Raw genomic sequence first — 17,141 nt, 5'->3', positions numbered from 1 at the left:
CACGCCCACAACACCACACGGCCTTGCCTGAAGGGATGTCCTACAGAACCGCACTGACCGTCCGGCCGATCAGCGCCGCCGACCACCTGGCGTTCGTCCGTGCGCAACGCTCCGTCAGCTTCCTCCAGACCCCGGCCTGGGCCCGCGTCAAGACGGAGTGGCGTGGCGAGTCCCTCGGCTGGTACGACGGCCCGCGGCTGGTCGGCGCCGGCCTCGTCCTGCACCGCCCGGTACCGAGACTGGACCGCTACACGCTGGCCTACCTGCCCGAGGGCCCGGTCATCGACTGGACCGGCGACATCACGGCATGGCTCGACCCCCTGGCGGCCCACCTCAAGGCGCACGGCGCGTTCGCCGTACGGCTCGGACCGCCGGTCCGTACGGACACCTGGAGCGCCGGCCAGGTCAAGGAGGGCCTCGCCGATCCCGCCGTCACCCGGCTCACCGGCCTGTCCGCGCAGTGGACCGACCCGGTCGGCGCGCGCGTCACCCGCGCACTGCGGGACGCGGGCTGGCTGCCGCAGAGCCCCGCGGACGGCTTCGGCGTCGGGCACCCCCAGTTCAAGTACGAGATCCCGCTGACCGGCAGGACCGAGGACGACCTCCTGCGCGGCATGAACCAGCTCTGGCGCCGCAACATCAAGAAGGCCGCCAGGGAAGACGTACAGGTCACGGTCGGGACGGACCTCAAGGCGTTTCACGACCTGTACGTCCACACCGCCGGACGCGACCGCTTCACGCCCCGGCCGCTGCCCTACTTCACGACCATGTTCGCGGCCCTGACCGCCGAGGACCCCGAGCGGATCAGCCTGTACCAGGCCCACCACCAAGGCGACCTGGTCGCCGCCGCCGTCCTGGTCCGCGTCGGCGCCCACGCCTGGTACGCGTACGGCGCCTCCGCCACCGAGAAACGCGAGGTGCGCGGCTCCAACGCCTGCCAGTGGGCGATGATCCGCGACGCGTTGGCGGCGGGCTGCGACGTGTACGACCTGCGCGGGATCACCCCCACCCTCGACACCGGCGACCCGCACGCGGGGCTGATCCAGTTCAAGGCCGGCACCGGGGGGCGGGCCGTGCGGTACGTCGGTGAGTGGGATCTGCCGCTGCGGCCGATGCTCTACCGGGCCTTCGACCTGTACATGAAGCGGCGATGACTTCTGAGGCGATCGGCAGTCGGTGTGGTGACACGGAGGAGAGACGATGGCCATGGAGCGCGTCAGAGACGTCTGGACGATCGTGCACGCGGAGCGCGCGGCACTGATCAGCGACCTCGAAGGGCTCGCCGACGAACAGTGGAACGAGCCGTCGCTGTGCGCGGGTTGGACGGTCCACGACGTCGCCGCACACCTGGTCGACTCGGCCCGCACGACCCGCCTCGGCTTCGTGGCCGGCCTGGTCCGGGCCCGCTTCGACTTCGACCGGCTGAACGCGGACGGGGTGAGGCGGGGACGCGGTTCCTCTCCGGCCCAGACTCTGGCACGGCTCCGCCAGGTGGCCACCCGCACATCGGTCCCCCCGGCCCCCCTCGACACCCGGATCGTCGAGGAACTCGTCCACGGCGAGGACATCCGCCGCCCGCTGGGCCTCACCCGCCCCTACCCCCAGGACGCCGTCGTCCGCGCCCTCCGCCTCCAGACACGCACCCCGGTGTCCTTCGGCGGAGCACGAGAACTCGTGGCCCCTCTCCGCCTCACGGCGACCGACGCGGACGTGTCGATCGGCGAGGGCCCGGAGGTGACCGGACCCGCGCTGTCGCTGCTCCTCGCGATCATGGGACGGCGCGTGGCGCTCGACGACCTGGACGGGCGGGGAGTGGACGCCTTGCGGTAGTTGGCCTGACGGCCCGTCGGCCATATGGGGTTCTCGGTACGCCGACGATACGGTCCCGATCAGCCGTGGCTCACCTGCGTGATGGGAAAGTCGAAGTAGGTGTCCGGGTAAGGCTCGTCGACGAGGGTGTAGTGCCACCACTCGCGGTCGTAGGAGCGGAATCCGCAGCTCTCCATGACGGTTCGGAGGCGCTCGCGGTTTGCCGCTTCGAGTGGGGTGATGCCCTCGGCGCCGTGGTGGGAGACGGGGTCCATCAGGTCGTGGTCGCCGCCCATGGGGGCGAGGTCGTCGGTCGTCAGATGGAAGAGGGTCAGGTCGACGGTGCTGCCCCGGCTGTGCCCCGACTCGGTGGCCACGTACCCCTGGTCGAACATCGCTGCCCGGTCGAGGTTCGGGTAGTGCCGTGACCTCGTCCGGCCGTCCTCCGGCTGTCGTGCCCAGCGCAGGAAGCAGTCCACGGCGCGCTGCGGGCGGTAGCAGTCCCACAGGAGCAGGCCGAAGCCGTGGGACGCGGCCTCCCGGCGCGCTGTGTCGAGGGCCGCGCACACCGCTGTGGTGCCGACGACGCGGTTGGCCAGGTATCCGTCGACGGGTCTGCCGGTGAAGTTGTCCCAGGTGGCGTACTTGGCGTCCCAGCGGATGCCGGGGACGAACTCGTCGAGGAAGACGAAGCCGGGGAAGACGAGACCGGGGGAGACGAGGCCGTCCTTCATCGGCCGCTCCCGCCGAGTGCCAGCGACACCACCCTGTCGATCACGTCGGACAAGGGGAGACCGGCGGCCGCCATCATGCGCGGGTAGCGGCTGTACGAGGTCAGTCCGGGCAGGGTGTTGACCTCGTTGAGGACGACCGTGCCGTCGGGAGTGAGGAACAGGTCGACCCGTGCGAGCCCCCGGCAGCCCAGGGCGCGGTAGACGGCCTTCGCGGTCTCCTGGACGAGTGCGCGAGACGCCGCCGGGATGTCCGCCGGGACGATGGGGGTGGCGTTTTCGGACCCGTTTTCGGGATCGGCCTCCTGATGGATCCTGAAGAAACCGTGGGACAGCTCCATGCGATCGACCTCACCGGTCGTCAACTCCGCGCCGGCCCCCAGGATCGCGCAGCCGACCTCGCTGCCGGCGACGGCCTCTTCGACCAGCACCTTCGTGTCGTACCGCCGGGCGGTCGCCAGCGCGTCGGCGAGGTCCTCCTTCCGGGACGCCTTGGTGACGCCGAAGGACGATCCGGAGCGGGCGGGTTTCACGAAGACGGGGTAGGCGAGGTGGCCGGCGTCGAAGGGTTCGTCCGCCGCGACGGTCCAGAAGCGCGGCGTGGCGATCCCCGCGTCGCGGGCCACGAGGTAGGTGAGGGACTTGTCCATGCACAGGGCGGAACTCTGCACGTCGCAGCCCGCGTAGGGGATGCCGGAGAGTTCCAGCAGGCCCTGTATCGCGCCGTCCTCGCCGAACCTGCCGTGCAGGACGGGCAGGACGACGTCCAGGCCGATCGTGTCGTACCGGCCGTCCCCCAGGACGAGCAGTCCGCCGTCCGGCGACAGCGTGACCGGCCGGCACTCGCCGTTCTCCCAGCCCGGGGCGGGGCTGGAACAGAGCCTCCAGGAACCGTTCTCCGTGATCCCGATGTAGTACGGCTCGTACGTGTCGAGGTCCAGGTTCTTCGCGACCTCCTGCGCGGACTTGACGGAGACGGGGTGTTCCTCGGAACGGCCCCCGAAGACGATTCCGACCTTCAGTTTAGGCATGGTGAATCCTGCTCTCGAATGTCAGGCAGTTGGCGATGGAGTTCTCGATGGTGTCGCTGAGTGCGTGTTCGGTGTAATAGGCGGTGTGTGGACTGATGAGCGCGTTCGGGAGTTCCTGGAGGCGCAGCAGTAACGCGTTCTCGACGGGTTTTTCCCTGCGGTCGGTGTAGAAGACACCTTCCTCTCCCTCCAGGACGTCCAGTGCCGCGCCGCCGACGTGTCCGCTTTCCAGTGCGGAAACGAGAGCGGCGGTGTCGATGAGGGAACCGCGTCCGGTGTTGATGACGTACGCGCCCTTTTTCAGCTGCCCGATGCGGTGGTGGTCGAGGAGGTGGTACGTGTCCGGGGTGAGCGGCGCGTGGAGGGTCACGATGTCGCTCAGCCGCAGCAGTTCTCCGAGCGGGACGTGACCGGGGGCCGGCCGGTTCCCGCAGGCGAGGACGCGGCAGCCGAAACCCCGGAGCCGGTCCATGACCGCTGTTCCGATGCGCCCGGTGCCGACGACGCCGATGGTCAGATCGCGCAGTTCCTTCCCACGGACGGAGTTCAGCCGGAAATCTTGGGCGGCCGTACGGAGAACGGTGGATTTCGCGTGCCGAATCGTCATCAGCATGAGCATCAGGGTGTAATCGGCCACACTGTCCGGTGAATAGGTGACGTTCTCGACGGAAATGCCGATGCTCGCCGCGAATTCCACGTCGATGTGGTTGCAGCCGATGCTCCGCGTGGAGATGTAGGACACCCCGGCCCGGCCGAGCGCCCGGAGTGTGGAATCGGGGATCCGCGTCTTGTGGCCGACGCTGATGCACCGGTTTCCCGACGCCAGTACGGCATTCCTCTCGGACACCGCCGCCGCCGTGACGACCGGCGTCACGCCGAAGCGGGGCGCCAACTCCCGGAACAGCGCCGCCTCGTCCCGTTCGCATCCGTAGGCGGTGATGCCCGAAGGGGGCGCGGGCGCCGTCGTTCGTGCTGGTTCGCGGTAGGACATGCCCCCAGCCAAGGCGGAGCCGTGTTGCCGGTCCGTATGCGGTTTCCGATACACCGGCGATACGCGCCTACGTGGCTTGTTGTCGCCTGTACGGGGTGGCCGGTATTCCGCACGCTGTTCGACAGGTTGCTTGTCATGCTCGCGTCTTCGTGAGGGAGGGTTTTCGGTGGAGAGGTGCAAGTTCACACGGCGTACGGTGCTGGCCGCGGCGGCCGGCGGGATCGCGACGCTCGGCTCCGGCGCGTTCACCGGCACCGCCCGCGCGGCGTCCGCGGCAGCCGACCCGCCGTCCGGAACGGTACGGGTGTTCTGGCTCAGGCCCTCGGACGTCACGAACGACGCCCGCTACCCGAACGGCATCACCGGCGTCATGCAGGAGTCGCAGCGCTACTACCGCCAGGAACTCGGCGTGACGTTCCGGCTGAACAACCCGGCCGTCGAGGTCGTCCAGGGCAACCACCCGCGCTCCTGGTACGAGAACACCCCCAACGGCGGCGACGCGTACTGGTGGGTCGTCTTCAACATGCAGCAGGAGCTGATGTCCCGGCTCGGCCTCGGCGCCCCCGACCAGCGCTGGCTGTGCGTCGGCGAGATCAGCGCCGAGAAGGCGGGCGTCTCCGGCGGCGGCGGAGGCGGCGGCTGGGTCATCCTCAGCGGCCACGACGCGGACGGCGCCGCCGGGATCAACGGCCCCATGAACCGCTGGTACGGCGGCATGGTCCACGAACTCGGCCACGCCCTCGGCCTGCCCGACTCCACGTTCACCGACGGCACCCCCATGTCGGCCTCGTTCTACGACTACCCGAACTGCCACTTCAACCAGCAGCAGAAGAACGGCATGCGCAACGGCCCCTACGGCCGCTTCCTGACCTGAACGGGGACCTGACCGGCAGGCGTTCCGCGGAGCCGTGTCGTCCGGTACGGTTCGGGTCAGTTTCGGCGGCGTCAACTGCCGTACCGAAAGGGTCCATTGAGCACCGGGGGTCGGGAAGTGGCGCAGGAACCGTGGGCCGAGCTGGGGGAGACGATCGGCGCCATCCGCTCCGAACTCCAGGCCGCTCTGGAGGCGGGGCAGGGCGAGGCGGTGCGGTTCACCACCGGTCCGGTGGAGCTGGAGTTCAGCGTGGAGGTCAGGAAGGACGGCGGCGCCAAGGCGAAGGTGTTCGTGCTGCCCTGGAGCGTGGAGGCACAGGGGTCGGCCGGAGTGGCGCGGACGCACCGCATCAAACTCACGCTCCAGCCGGTGGACACCAACGGCGGCGATCTGAGGATCGCCGACGACTCCGCCCGGCGCCCGCGGTGACGGACCCCCGACACCGCGACGGGTGACCGGCGGGACGGCGGATGGACGAGGCGAGGGTCGTCGAGGTCTGGAACCCGGCGGGCCGCAAGAGCGGCAGCGGCTATCTGCTGGGCGACGGACTGGTGCTGACGTCGTGCCATGTCCTGGACGGCACACCGCGGGGCGGCACGGTCGAGGTACGGCAACTGGACGTCCGGGGACGCACGCAGTGGCTGCCGGCCGACGTGGTGTGGCTGCCGGATCAGGCCGGCCCGGCGCCGCGCGCGGAGGCCGACGGCGCGCTGCTGCGGGTCACCGACGCGCGGTGGGCGCTGCCACCGGGACCGCCGGTACGGTTCGGACGCGTCCTGGGCCCGGCCCCCGTCGCGTGCGTCGGCCTCGGCTTCCCGTACGCCGCCAGGCGGTCGGAGGACGAGCGGGACACGATGCCAGTGCGCGGCCACGTGGACCCCCTGCACGGCATGAAGTCCGGGCTCCTCACCGTCCACGTCGACACCGGCATCGTCCCGGAGCGGTCGGGATGGCGCGGCGCCTCGGGAACGGCCGTCCTGTGCGGCCCGCACCTGGTGGCCGTCCTGCGCGCCGAGAAGGACGTGGCCCCCGGCGTGCTGGACGCGGTCCCGGTCACCGCCCTGGCCGAACTCCCGGGATTCCGGCAGACCTTGGAGGCGTACGGCGTCCACCTCGTCGTCGAGGACGTCGGCGGACGGGAGCCCGAGCCGGGCGGCCCGGGGCTCGTGCCGGTCAGCATGCCGCCGCCCGCCTGGCGCCACCAGGTACGGGACGTGACCCTGCCCGCCGTGGGCGGGGCGCTGGTCTTCCTGCTGTTCGTCCGGCTCGGTCCGGGAGCCGCCGGCCTCGCCTGGACGATCGGCTCGTTCTTCGCGGGCGTCGCGGCGGCCTGGTCGGCGCGGTCGATGATCCGGCAGCGCGCCCCGCACCGCACGGAGCACGGACTCGACGGGGCCCGCTCCCGGCTCGCCCGGGACGTCCTCGCCGAGGTGAACCGCCGGCGCCGGCAACTGCTGGGCAACGACCGCAAAGCCATCAACGTCACCTTCACCACCGTCCCCCAGGACGGCCGGAACGCGACCCGCGCCTGGCCCGGCGGCGACTTCACCGGCGTCGCCGACTACCTGGAGGCGCTCGTCCCCAGACGCCTCGTCATCACCGGCCCACCGGGCGCGGGCAAGACCCTCCTGGCCTACGAACTCGTCCACCGGCTCCTGTCCCGCCCGGACACCGGGGCCCCGGTCCCCGTCCCCGTGGGCCTGCCCGGGTGGGACACCACCGAGCCGTTCGCCGACTGGTTCACCGAGCGGCTGGCCCACGACTACCTGGACGGCTCCGACACGACGGCCCGCCACCTGTTCGCCGACGGCATGGTCATGCCCGTCCTGGACGGCCTCGACGAACTGGACCCGCCCGGCGGCGTACGCTCCCGCGCAGTCGCCGCCCTCGCCCAGCTCAACGCGCTGGAAGGGCCGCTCGTCGTGACCTGCCGCAGCGACGAGTACGAGGAACTCGGCCGGACCGGCGACCGCCTGCTGGACTGCGCCACCGTCCGCATCGAGGCCGTGGGCTCCGCCGACGGACGCCGCTACCTGGTCGAACGGGCGGTGCACCAGAGCAGGCTGCGCGCGATGGAGGAGGAACTCTTCACGCCGGGCACGGCCACCGCCGCCGCGCTGACCTCCCCCTGGATGCTGACGCTGGCCTCCCTCGTGTCCCGGTCGGAGGCCGGAGCCGCCCGGCTCGGCTCCTTCACGGGCGCCACCGACACCGAGCGGACCCGCGGCGAGGTGCGCGCCGCGCTCCTGGAGGCGCTCATCCCCACCGTGTGCGCCGCGGATCCGGTACAGCGGCGCCGACGCTACGAAGCCCCCGACGTCACCCGCTGGCTGCGGCTCCTCGCGGCGGCACGGGACTTCGAGATCCACACCCTGTGGCCGGTCGCCGGGCCGCGCGCCGCCCGCTACGCCGCCGCGGTGATCACCCTGGCCTGCTGGCTGCCCGCCCTCGCCCTGCTGACCCTCTGCTTCCACCACAACGACGCGCTCCCCGTCCCCGGAGCGGCGTTGCTCGGCCTCCTGGCCCCGGCGCCGGTCCTCGCCGCCTGGGAGGCACGGGCCCGCCACGCCCAGCCCCGCCGGATGATGTTCCAGCGGCTGCGCGGCCGGCCCGCCTGGAAGCGGGTGGGCCTGGGCACCGTGCTCGGCGGCGTGCTGATGCTGCCGCTGGCCCCGCTGTTCGGCCAGGGCTTCGCCCTCGCCGCCGGCGGCGCGTTCGCCTTCGTGTTCGGCTTCGGCCTGGCCCTGTCGGTACGCGCCGACATCGACCGGACCGCGCTGCTCGTGGCCGCCGCGCCGACCGCCCTCGCCATCCTGACGCCCGCCGGACTCCTGGCCCACCGGCTCGGCGACTTCGTGGGCCTCGCCGCCGGCTGCGGCGCCGGCGCCGTCGGCCTGGCCGTCGGCGTACGCGTGGGACTGCGCTCCGCCCGGAACAAGGGCGGCGGAGCCCCCGACCCGAACGCGCCCGGCATCCCCACCCCGCTGTCCCCGCTGCGCAACGACGCGCTCGCCGGGCTGGCCGCGGGCGCCATGACCACGGGGCTCGCGCTCTACGCGCTGCTCCTCGTCGACTGGCTGCGCGTGCCGTGGCCGCTCGCCGCGGTGACGGCCACGGCGTGCGGGCTGGCCGCGGGCCCCGGGTTCGTCGCGATCACCACCCGCCAGTACCTCGGAGTGATCGCCGCGACCAGGGGCCGCCTGCCCTGGCGCCTGGCCGCGTTCCTGCGCTGGTGCCACGACCGCGGCCTGCTGCGCTCCGCCGGTACGGCCTACCAGCTCCGCCACGACGAGCTGCTCGCCTGGCTCCGGCGCGACGACCAGCCTTAGCGCGAGAGGTGCCCCGGCCGGATCCGCTCCTCCGACGTCCGTGTCGTCGACGCCTTCTGCGGGGCCGTCACCAGTGTGGACGCCCCGTCGAGGCCGGTGTCGACGCAGACGCCGCCCAGTTGGCCCGGGAGGATCTCGGCGTTCGGGAAGGCGCCGAGGGGTCTGCTGTCGATGAGGAGGCGGTCGTAGGTGATGGTCGTGGTGAGGGCGGAGGGGGTGTGGAGCTCGGTGACGGCCTCGACCTGGGTGCCGGTGGCGGGGCCGGTGACGTACACCGTCTGGGTCCAGTTCCGGGTCACGTCGCGCAGGGTCATCGTGTAGTTCTGGGAGTTCTTGGGCGCGGTGATCGAGGACTGCATGACGTCACCGGCGCGGACGGGGTCCGGGTAGTTGACGGGGGCCGCCGGGAACTGCTCCCACCAGGCCCAGTAGGACGCCACGCCGTCCTCGCAGGCGGCGCTGGTGCCGGTCTGGTTCAGCGGGTCCTGCCAGCTGTCGCCGCTGCCGAAGCCGATCCACTGGTCGGTGAGGCCGTCGGGGCTCGCCGCGCAGTCGGCGCGGGGCACGGTCCAGCGCGCGCTGATGCTGGTGTGCGCGCCACTCACCACCGACCCGGTCCAGTTCGCCGTCGGCGCGAGGCAGTCACCGCCGGTGGCGGCGGCGGGCTGGACGAGCAGGAGGGCGGCGCAGCTCAGGGACCCGAGGAGCGCTGTTCGTCGTCGTGCAGCACGCGGCGCCGGAGGCACCCTTCGGACGCGAGCGGCGTCTCACCCGCCCGGCGGACAACGCCTGTACGCCGTCCAAGGGATCGCCCGCCCGGCCCGTGACCGCCGCACCCGCGCGCGGAACCCTCCCCGCGTCCGGAAAGCCAGGGGGGCACACAGGAGAGGCGGTTTCCTTGACCGCGTTCATGAACCCGGTGCGGGGCACCGTGCCGGTAGCGGTGGCCCTGGGCCTCACGCTCGCCGTACCGGCCCACGCGGGCGACCGTCCGGCCGAGGCGCTGACGGTCCGCAACGTCATCACCGCCGCCGACGGCCCCTCCCCGGAGGACCCCGCCGACACGGGCGAGCGCCTCGGCCGCAACGTCGTACGGGAGCGGACCGCGCGCATCCGCAGCAGCGCGCTCGCCACGCTGTGCGGGCCCGTCGTCCCCGGCCGGGAGGCCCGGTTCCCGCTCTTCGACGACGTGGTGATCGAGGCCGTCGAGGAGGGCCGGGAGAACATCAACGGCCACCTCGTGTGGCACGGCACCATCAAGGGGACCAGTCCGGCCGGGGACCAGGACGTCATCGTCACTCTCAAGGACGGCTGCTCCTCGAAGAACGGCGACGAGACCCTCAGCGCCCACTTCATGCTGGGCGGCGACCACTACGCCATCGAACCCGCCGGCCCCGGCAAGGTGACCGTCAGCCAGATCACCCCGGTCACCGAGGAGCACGACGGCACCCTCAAGGCGCCGAGGACGCGTACGGGCTGGCAGCCCCGCAAACCCGCCCCCGCCCCCCGCGTGAACGACCGCCGGCACCAGGCGGCCCCGGGCTGCGGCACCCTCCCCGTCGACAAGTCCGTCGCCGTCGTCGACCAGCTCGTCGCCTACACGCCCCTCGCCCTCCAGGAGGCGGGCGGCACCGCCCAGATGCAGGCGCAGATCGCGCGCGGCGTCGCCCTCGCCAACGACGCCTTCGCCGACAGCGGCGTGAACGTCCGCGCCCGCCTGGTCGGGACGACGGCCCTCCAGATCCCCGCCTCGTACGACAACGCCTCGAACACCTCCCTCGCCGCCTTCGCCACCCCGAACGACGGCGTCGCCGACAACCTGCCCACCCTGCGCACCCAGACCGGCGCCGACCAGGTGTCCACGGTCGTCGGCGGCCTCGCGGCGGGCGGCGTCGGCTACATCCCCGACCCGCCGGGGCCGGGCTTCGCGGACTGGGCGTACTCCGTGGTCGCCGAACAGGCCATCTGGCACTACTCGTTCGGCCACGAGTTCGGCCACAACCTCGGCGCCTCCCACGACCGCACGACCGAGCCGGTCCAGCCGACCCGGCCGCTCGGCGCCAACGGCTACTTCCCGGCGTCCGGGGACTGGTCGACCGTCATGTCGTACCAGTCGAGCTGCGAGGTGGCCACCCAGGGCGGCTGCGGGCGCATCAACCGCTTCTCCAACGCCGCCCAGTCCTACCGGGGCGAGCCCCTGGGCGTCCCCCTGAACCAGACGAAGCCCTCCGACACCTCCGCCGTCTTCAACACCACGGGCTCCGTCGTCGCCGCCTACAACGCGCCCGTCACCCCCGACACCCTGTGCTCGGTCGCCGCGACGGTCTCCCCGGCGGGCGCGGGCACCGTCACCCCGGCCCAGAGCGGCCCGTACGCCCTCGGCATGAGCACCCTCTTCACCGCCGCGCCCGGCAGTGGGCGCGTCTTCGACCACTGGGTCCTCGACGGCCGGGCGGTCAGCGGGAGTTCACCGCAGATCAACGTCACCATGACCTCCGACCACACCCTCCAGGCCGTGTTCCGCACGGGCACCACCCCAGCCCACAAGGTCACCGCCGCCCCCAAGGGCAAGGGCACGGTGAAGAAGTCCTCCACCCGCCGCGCCGAGACCGAGGGCACCGACCTGCGCTACACCGCCGTACCCGAACCCGGTCACCGCTTCGTCGGCTGGGAGCTCGACGGATCCTACGCGGGCAGCGACGACGACATCGTCCTGCGCGTCGGGCAGCAGGACATGAACCTCACGGCCGTCTTCGAGCCCCGTGAGTTCGACCTGACGCTGGGCAGGCAGGGCGGCGAGGGCACGGTCACCAGCGCGCTGCCCGGCCCGTACGCCGCGAGCGACACCGTCACGGTCACCGCGACCCCGGCACCCGGCCACGTCTTCGTCGACTGGCTCCTCGACGGCAAGCAGTACGGGGGCCGGGAACGGGCCGCCGTAGCCCGCACCGCCGTGGAGATGCGCGCCGACCACACGCTGACGGCCGTGTTCACAAGGCGCTGAACCAGGACGGCCCCTGCCCGCGGCGAACAGGGGCCGTACCGCGCCTAGTTGACCGTGTTCTCGCGGCCCTCCCAGTACGGCGCCCGCAGCCGGAACTTCTGGATCTTGCCCGTCGCCGTGCGCGGGATCGACTCGCGGAACTCGACGCTCGTGGGCGCCTTGAACCCCGCCAGCCGCTCCTTGCAGTACGCGATGATCTCCGCCTCGCTCACCTCGGCGCCCTCGACGCGGACCACCAGCGCCTTGACGGTCTCGCCCCACTTCGAGTCGTCGGGGACACCGATGACGGCGACCTCGGCGACCGCCGGGTGACCGAAGACGGTGTCCTCGACCTCGATCGACGACACGTTCTCGCCACCGGTGATGATGACGTCCTTCTTGCGGTCCGAGATCGTCAGATGGCCGTCCGTCTTGTCGAGTTCGCCGCCGTCGCCGGTGTGGAACCAGCCGCCGGCGAGCGCGTCGGCCGTCTCCTCCGGCTTCTCCCAGTAGCCGTCCAGGACGACGTTGGAACGCGCCAACACCTCGCCGGAGTCGGAGACTTGGAGCTTGACGCCGAGGGCGGGGACCCCGGCCCGCGACAGCCTGCGGGCCCGCTCGGGCGCGGGCCGCGCGGCGTCCTCGGGGCGGGCGCGGTTGAACGTCAGCAGGGGGGAGGTCTCCGTCAGGCCGTAGATCTGCGTGAACTCCCAGCCCAGCTCCTCCTCCACCCGCTGGATCAGCCGGCTCGGCGGAGGCGCCCCCGCGCACACGATCCGGACGCGGTCGCGGCCCGGGATCTCGCCCTCCCAGCTCGCCGCCGCGTTCAGGACCGTGCTCCACACCGCGGGCGCCCCGCACATCAGCGTCACGCCGTGCTCGTCCACCCGGCGCAGGATCTCCGCGCCGTCGACCTTGCGCAGCACGACCTGCTTCGCGCCGAGGCCCGCCAGCACGTACGGCATGCCCCAGCCGTTGCAGTGGAACATCGGCAGGGTGTGCAGGTAGACGTCCCGCTCCCAGGCGCGCGTGTGCAGGCCGAACGTCAGCCCGTTCACCCAGATGTTGCGGTGCGTGAGCTGAACTCCCTTCGGACGCGCGGTCGTTCCCGACGTGTAGTTGATCGTCGCGGTCGCGTCCTCGTCCGGCTCCGCCCACGGCCGCGGCTCCACGCCGAACCGCATGAGCCGCGTGTCCGTCTCCTCCCCGAGCACGAAACGGTGCGGTACGGGGATGCCGGCGACGGAGTCCGCCACCTCGGCGTCGTACAACAGCACCGAGGCGCCGCACTGTTCGACGACGTACGCGATCTCCTCCCGTTTCAGCCGGAAGTTGACGGGTACGGCGATCCGCCCGCTCATCGGCACGGCGAACAGCAACTCCAGCAACCGCGCGGAGTTGTGGCTCACCACCGCGATCCGCTCGCCCTCACCCACCCCCAGCCGGTCGAACCCCGCCTGCCAGGCCCGCACCCGCTCCGCGAGCCCGCCGTACGTGGTCCCCGCGACCGGCGGCGCCGGCTGGTCCGGCTCGTCGATCACCCCCGGACTCGCCGCGAAGCCCAGCTCCGCGCGGTCCAGGAAGTCCGCGATCGTCATCGGAACGCGCATCGCTTGTCCTCACTCCCCATCGGTGGACGATGTCCATGACGTTCCCCACCCGGAGCGGGGCCGACGCCTGTCCTGCGGACGGCACAACAGGGGAGGGGGCGGGGAGGTGACGCGGGGGAGGCGGACGGGTGGTCGTTCTCGTCAGACCGCCGACCACCCGTTGTCCACCGGCAGGATCACGCCGTTGACGCTGCTCGCCGCGTCGGAGGCGAGGAAGACGATGGCGGCGGCCTGTTCCTCGGGGGTGGAGACGCGGCCCAGGTTGGCCATGTGGGAGCCGATGACGGCGGGGCCGTGGGCCTGCCGGTCGATGGTGAGGCCGGTGGTGATGGCGGTGGCGGTGCCGCCGGGGGCGATCGCGTTCGCGCGGATGCCCTTGCCCCGGTACATGACCGCCAGGGAGCGGGTCAGGCCCAGGATGCCGTGCTTGGAGGCCGTGTACGCCGCGCCGGCCGCGCTGCCGCGCAGGGACGCCTCGGAGGCGGTGTTGACGATGGCCCCGCTCTCGGCCGCGAGCATGTGGGGCAGGACGGCCCGGGTGAGGAGGAACGGCGCCGTGAGGTTGACGCGTATGACCCGCTCCCACTCGGCGTCCGTGACGTCCGCCGCCGCGGCCATGCTGTCCATGACGCCCGCGTTGTTGACGAGGACGTCGACGCCGCCGTAGGTGTCGACGGCGGCGGCCACCACCTGGTCGACGACGGCGCTGTCGCTGAGGTCCCCGGCGACCGCGACCGCCTGCGTCCCCGAGGACTCGATCTCGGCCACGACGCTCTTGACGCCCTCGGCGTTGAGGTCGGCGACGACGACGCGCGCCCCCTCGGCGGCGAACCGCAGCGCGGCGGCCCGGCCGATGCCGGAGGCGCCTCCCGTGACGATGACGCTCTTGCCTGCGAGACCGGTGACACCCATGGCGGGCTCCTCTGCGTTGACGTGTGTGTCGGTGCCACTCAACCTACCTCTTTATGTCGCTGAGTGACACAAAGGCGTGAAGTGACATTGAGTCGGATAGTGACATGTAGGCGTGTGGTGACAATAAGGAGTGGCCGGAATGCGCTGGGTGAGGGGGTCGCTCGGCGACAAGGAGTCACGGAGCGACATAATCTGACGTGTCAGCGAACATCCGGAGGCGAACATGGTCGGGCGAGCGGACGGCACCAGGGCCACGGGCCGCCCCCCGTTGACGGAACGGCGCCGCGCCGAGACCCGTATGGAGATCGCCGAGGAAGCCGTACGCCTCTTCTCCGAACGCGGCGTCGCCGCGACCACCGCCGAGGACATCGCCCTCGCCGTGGGGATGTCGGCCCGCACCCTGTGGCGCTACTTCCGCTCGAAGGAGGAGTGCGTCCGCCCCCTGCTCTCCCTGGGCGTGGAGACCCTCTTCGAGTTGCTGCGGGACTGCCCTGCCGACCGCCCGCTCGCCGAGGTGATGACGAACATGCCGTACGACGACTCCGGCCAGCGCCGGCTGAACACCATGCGCGACCTCGTCCGCCTCTGCCACCACGAACCCGGCCTGCGCGCCGTCTGGCTGGAGACCCACTACGACGCGGAGGCGTCCTTCGCCGCCCTGATCGCCGAGCGCACCGCCCGCTCCGCCGACGACCTGGAGGTCCGCCTCGAAGCGGGCGCCCTCAACACCGCGCTGCGGATCGCGGTGGAGCACTGGTCGCTGCGCCCGGACGACGTGCCGGGACCGTCGTTCAAGGAGACGGCCGATCACGCGCTGCGGAGGTTGCGTACCTTCACGGCGTACGACCGCTGACGAAAGAGGACACAGACGTGACCACCCCCTGGACCGTTCCGGGCCTCCCCTTCCCCCTCTCCCCGTCGCCCGCCACGGCGTGGTCCGTCGACGAGGCGGCCGGCACCGTGACGGTCACCGCCGCCCCGCGCAGCGACATCTTCATCGACCCCGGCACCGGCTCCCAGCTCAACGCCGAGTCGATGCTCAACGCCGCCACCCTGCTCGGCCTCCCGCCCGAGGGCGACTTCCGGCTCAGCGCGCGCGTCACCGTCGACTTCGCGGCCACCTTCGACGCCGGGGTCCTGCTCCTGTGGATCGACGAACACCACTGGGGCAAGCTCTGCTTCGAGTACTCGCCCGACGGCGACCCCATGATCGTCTCCGTGGTCGCGCGGGGCGTCGCGGACGACGCGAACGCCTTCGTGGTCGACGGCAGGACGGCGTGGCTGCGTGTCTCGCGGGTCGACCAGGCGTACGCCTACCATGCCTCCCTGGACGGCGTCACCTGGCGCATGATCCGCTTCTTCGCCCTCGACGACCCCGCCGCGCGGGCCACGATCGGCTTCGAGGCGCAGTCCCCGACCGGCGACGGCTGCCGGGTCACCTTCGACGACATCCACTTCACCCACGACCGCCTCACCGACCTGAGGGACGGCTCCTGACGGATCGCTATCCGGCGGGGGTCAGCCGGAAGAGGGCGCACCCGTGGGCCGGCAGGTCGAGGTGGAGGGCGTGCCCGTCGTGCGGGGTGTCCGTACGGGTCCACAGCTCACGGACGCTGTCGTCGGGCCGCGCGCCGATCGACCCGAGGGGCACGGAGACGCGCTCCGGGGTGTCCGCGAGGGAGAAGACAGCGGCGTAGCGGGTACGGCCGTCGGTGTCGCCGGCGGTCCACAGCACGACGTCCCGCTCCCGCAGCACCTCGCGGTTGTCGCGGCTGTGGAAGAGGACGGCGAGCGCCTCGTCGTGGGTGAGGAGCGCGATCGTCTCCGGCGGGCTGGTCGGGAGGTCGCCGCCCATCATCAGCGGGGAACGCGAGACGAACCACAGCGTCAGGAGGCTGACCTGCTCGTCGTGGGTGAGCCGTGACATGCGGTCCTCACCCCGCTCCGCGCGGATGCCGATGTGCCCGAGAGGCAGCATGTCGGCGTCCGCCCACCCGTCCGCGCCCTGCGCCGGCGCCCACCGCGCCATCCGCGCGAACTGGGACTCCACGTGGTCCCACTGGTCCCACAGGTCGTCGCAGATCCGCCACATCGCGGCGTTCTCCCGCAGGTGCTCCAGCCGGGCCAGCGACACGTCCGTACCGGGGGACAGGCTCAGCTCGATCGGCCGGCCGCTGCGGGCGATGGCCCGGGCGTACGCGGCGATCTCCCGCTCGTGGTACGGGAACAGCATGTCGTCGGCCTTGACGAAGTCGACGCCCCACGCGGCGAACTGGGCGACCTGTGCGTCGTAGTACGCCTGCGCGCCCGGATGGTCGTGGTTCAGCCCGTAGTTGTCGGGGTTCCAGGGGCAGACGGAGGAGGTGTCGGCGACCTCGTCGGCCGTGAACTCCGTGCCCGCGACGGGCAGTCGGGCGGCGACGGCACGGCGCGGTATGCCCCGCATGATGTGCAGCCCGAACCGCAGGCCCATCCCGTGCACCCGCTCCGCGAGCGGCCCGAACCCGGCGCCGTCGGCCGCGGACGGGAACCGGTTCGGCGCCGGCAACTGGCGGCCGTACGCGTCGAGCACCACCGGCGGGTCGTCGTTGTAGCCGTGCGAGCGGGCCGTGGGGTCGTACCACTGGATGTCCACGACGACCGTGTCCCAGCCGTACGGCAGCAGGTGGTCGCGGAGGAAGGCCGCGTTCGCGATGACCTCGTCCTCGGTGACGGTCGTGCCGTAGCAGTCCCAGCTGTTCCAGCCCATCGGCGGGCGCAGGCGGCGTTCGGGGAGCGGGCGGGCGGGTCGGGTCATGACGGGTCGCTTCCTGGAGGGGTGGGGAGCCGGACGCGCGCGCGAGGGCTGCGGCGATCTTGTCCAGGGTGCAC

Annotated in this window: 15 protein-coding genes; 8 read left to right on the top strand and 7 right to left on the bottom strand. The window is 72.0% G+C overall.

Features of this window, described 5'->3' with window-relative positions; genetic code table 11:
- Nucleotides 1-35 precede the first annotated feature (35 nt).
- Both ACLZOT_RS40290 and ACLZOT_RS40285 read left to right on the top strand, forming a co-directional pair.
- Nucleotides 36-1,154: a lipid II:glycine glycyltransferase FemX gene (locus tag ACLZOT_RS40290; protein ID WP_416974158.1), complete on the top strand. Its 1,119-nt coding sequence runs from the start codon at nucleotides 36-38 to the stop codon at nucleotides 1,152-1,154.
- Nucleotides 1,155-1,200: 46 nt separating this feature from the next.
- Nucleotides 1,201-1,830, top strand: coding sequence for a maleylpyruvate isomerase family mycothiol-dependent enzyme (locus ACLZOT_RS40285; RefSeq protein WP_416974157.1), 630 nt, complete (start codon nucleotides 1,201-1,203; stop codon nucleotides 1,828-1,830).
- Nucleotides 1,831-1,889: 59 nt separating this feature from the next.
- Here ACLZOT_RS40285 and vanX read toward each other — a convergent pair whose 3' ends face one another.
- Genes vanX through ACLZOT_RS40270 form a run of 3 tightly spaced genes read right to left on the bottom strand, consistent with a single transcriptional unit; the run spans nucleotide 1,890 to nucleotide 4,562 of the window.
- On the bottom strand, nucleotides 1,890-2,543 hold the full coding sequence (gene vanX / locus ACLZOT_RS40280) for a D-Ala-D-Ala dipeptidase VanX (protein ID WP_416974156.1): 654 nt from the start codon (nucleotides 2,541-2,543) through the stop codon (nucleotides 1,890-1,892).
- Nucleotides 2,540-3,571 carry a D-alanine--(R)-lactate ligase gene (gene vanA / locus ACLZOT_RS40275; protein WP_416974155.1) on the bottom strand — a complete coding sequence of 344 codons (1,032 nt, stop codon included), beginning with the start codon at nucleotides 3,569-3,571 and terminating at the stop codon, nucleotides 2,540-2,542. Before vanA ends, vanX begins: the two co-directional genes overlap by 4 nt.
- Nucleotides 3,564-4,562, bottom strand: coding sequence for an NAD(P)-dependent oxidoreductase (locus ACLZOT_RS40270; protein ID WP_416974154.1), 999 nt, complete (start codon nucleotides 4,560-4,562; stop codon nucleotides 3,564-3,566). The genes vanA and ACLZOT_RS40270 overlap by 8 nt, the downstream gene beginning before the upstream one ends.
- Before the next feature lie 166 nt (nucleotides 4,563-4,728).
- Here ACLZOT_RS40270 and ACLZOT_RS40265 point away from each other — a divergent pair, with 166 nt between their 5' ends.
- The 3 genes from ACLZOT_RS40265 to ACLZOT_RS40255 all read left to right on the top strand — a co-directional run bounded on the left by ACLZOT_RS40265 (nucleotide 4,729) and on the right by ACLZOT_RS40255 (nucleotide 8,765).
- Complete coding sequence (locus ACLZOT_RS40265) at nucleotides 4,729-5,436, top strand: hypothetical protein (RefSeq protein WP_416974153.1); 708 nt, start codon at nucleotides 4,729-4,731, stop codon at nucleotides 5,434-5,436.
- Between the two features lie 117 nt (nucleotides 5,437-5,553).
- Nucleotides 5,554-5,865 (top strand): trypco2 family protein, encoded by a 312-nt coding sequence (locus ACLZOT_RS40260; protein WP_416974152.1) that lies wholly within the window; start codon nucleotides 5,554-5,556, stop codon nucleotides 5,863-5,865.
- Nucleotides 5,866-5,906: 41 nt separating this feature from the next.
- Entirely contained in the window at nucleotides 5,907-8,765 is a 2,859-nt protein-coding gene (locus ACLZOT_RS40255; RefSeq protein ID WP_416974151.1) for a hypothetical protein, read from the top strand.
- On the opposite strand, the gene ACLZOT_RS40250 is transcribed toward ACLZOT_RS40255, so the two are convergent.
- Nucleotides 8,762-9,511, bottom strand: a complete 750-nt coding sequence (locus ACLZOT_RS40250) for a G1 family glutamic endopeptidase (RefSeq protein ID WP_416974150.1) — start codon at nucleotides 9,509-9,511, stop codon at nucleotides 8,762-8,764. The genes ACLZOT_RS40255 and ACLZOT_RS40250 overlap by 4 nt on opposite strands.
- A gap of 152 nt (nucleotides 9,512-9,663) precedes the next feature.
- On the opposite strand from ACLZOT_RS40250, the gene ACLZOT_RS40245 reads away from it, so the two are divergent.
- Entirely contained in the window at nucleotides 9,664-11,769 is a 2,106-nt protein-coding gene (locus tag ACLZOT_RS40245) for an InlB B-repeat-containing protein (RefSeq protein WP_416974149.1), read from the top strand.
- A gap of 44 nt (nucleotides 11,770-11,813) precedes the next feature.
- Here ACLZOT_RS40245 and ACLZOT_RS40240 read toward each other — a convergent pair whose 3' ends face one another.
- Together ACLZOT_RS40240 and ACLZOT_RS40235 are read right to left on the bottom strand one after the other, a co-directional pair.
- Entirely contained in the window at nucleotides 11,814-13,358 is a 1,545-nt protein-coding gene (locus ACLZOT_RS40240; protein ID WP_416974148.1) for an AMP-binding protein, read from the bottom strand.
- A 141-nt stretch (nucleotides 13,359-13,499) separates the two neighbouring features.
- Nucleotides 13,500-14,270: an SDR family NAD(P)-dependent oxidoreductase gene (locus ACLZOT_RS40235; protein WP_416974147.1), complete on the bottom strand. Its 771-nt coding sequence runs from the start codon at nucleotides 14,268-14,270 to the stop codon at nucleotides 13,500-13,502.
- 223 nt (nucleotides 14,271-14,493) lie between these two features.
- On the opposite strand from ACLZOT_RS40235, the gene ACLZOT_RS40230 reads away from it, so the two are divergent.
- Complete coding sequence (locus ACLZOT_RS40230) at nucleotides 14,494-15,123, top strand: TetR/AcrR family transcriptional regulator (RefSeq protein WP_416974146.1); 630 nt, start codon at nucleotides 14,494-14,496, stop codon at nucleotides 15,121-15,123.
- 17 nt (nucleotides 15,124-15,140) lie between these two features.
- Complete coding sequence (locus ACLZOT_RS40225; RefSeq protein ID WP_416974145.1) at nucleotides 15,141-15,767, top strand: DUF1349 domain-containing protein; 627 nt, start codon at nucleotides 15,141-15,143, stop codon at nucleotides 15,765-15,767.
- A gap of 7 nt (nucleotides 15,768-15,774) precedes the next feature.
- Here ACLZOT_RS40225 and ACLZOT_RS40220 read toward each other — a convergent pair whose 3' ends face one another.
- The gene (locus ACLZOT_RS40220) at nucleotides 15,775-17,067 is read right to left on the bottom strand and encodes a glycoside hydrolase family 27 protein (RefSeq protein WP_416974144.1); all 1,293 of its coding nucleotides are present in this window, start codon (nucleotides 17,065-17,067) and stop codon (nucleotides 15,775-15,777) included.
- Between the last annotated feature and the right edge of the window lie 74 nt (nucleotides 17,068-17,141).

Source organism: Streptomyces sp. 4F14 (assembly GCF_048159485.1).
Taxonomy (GTDB): Bacteria; Actinomycetota; Actinomycetes; order Streptomycetales; family Streptomycetaceae; genus Streptomyces.
Note: the sequence above shows the minus strand (reverse complement) of the source record. Positions and strands in the feature narration are given on the sequence as shown.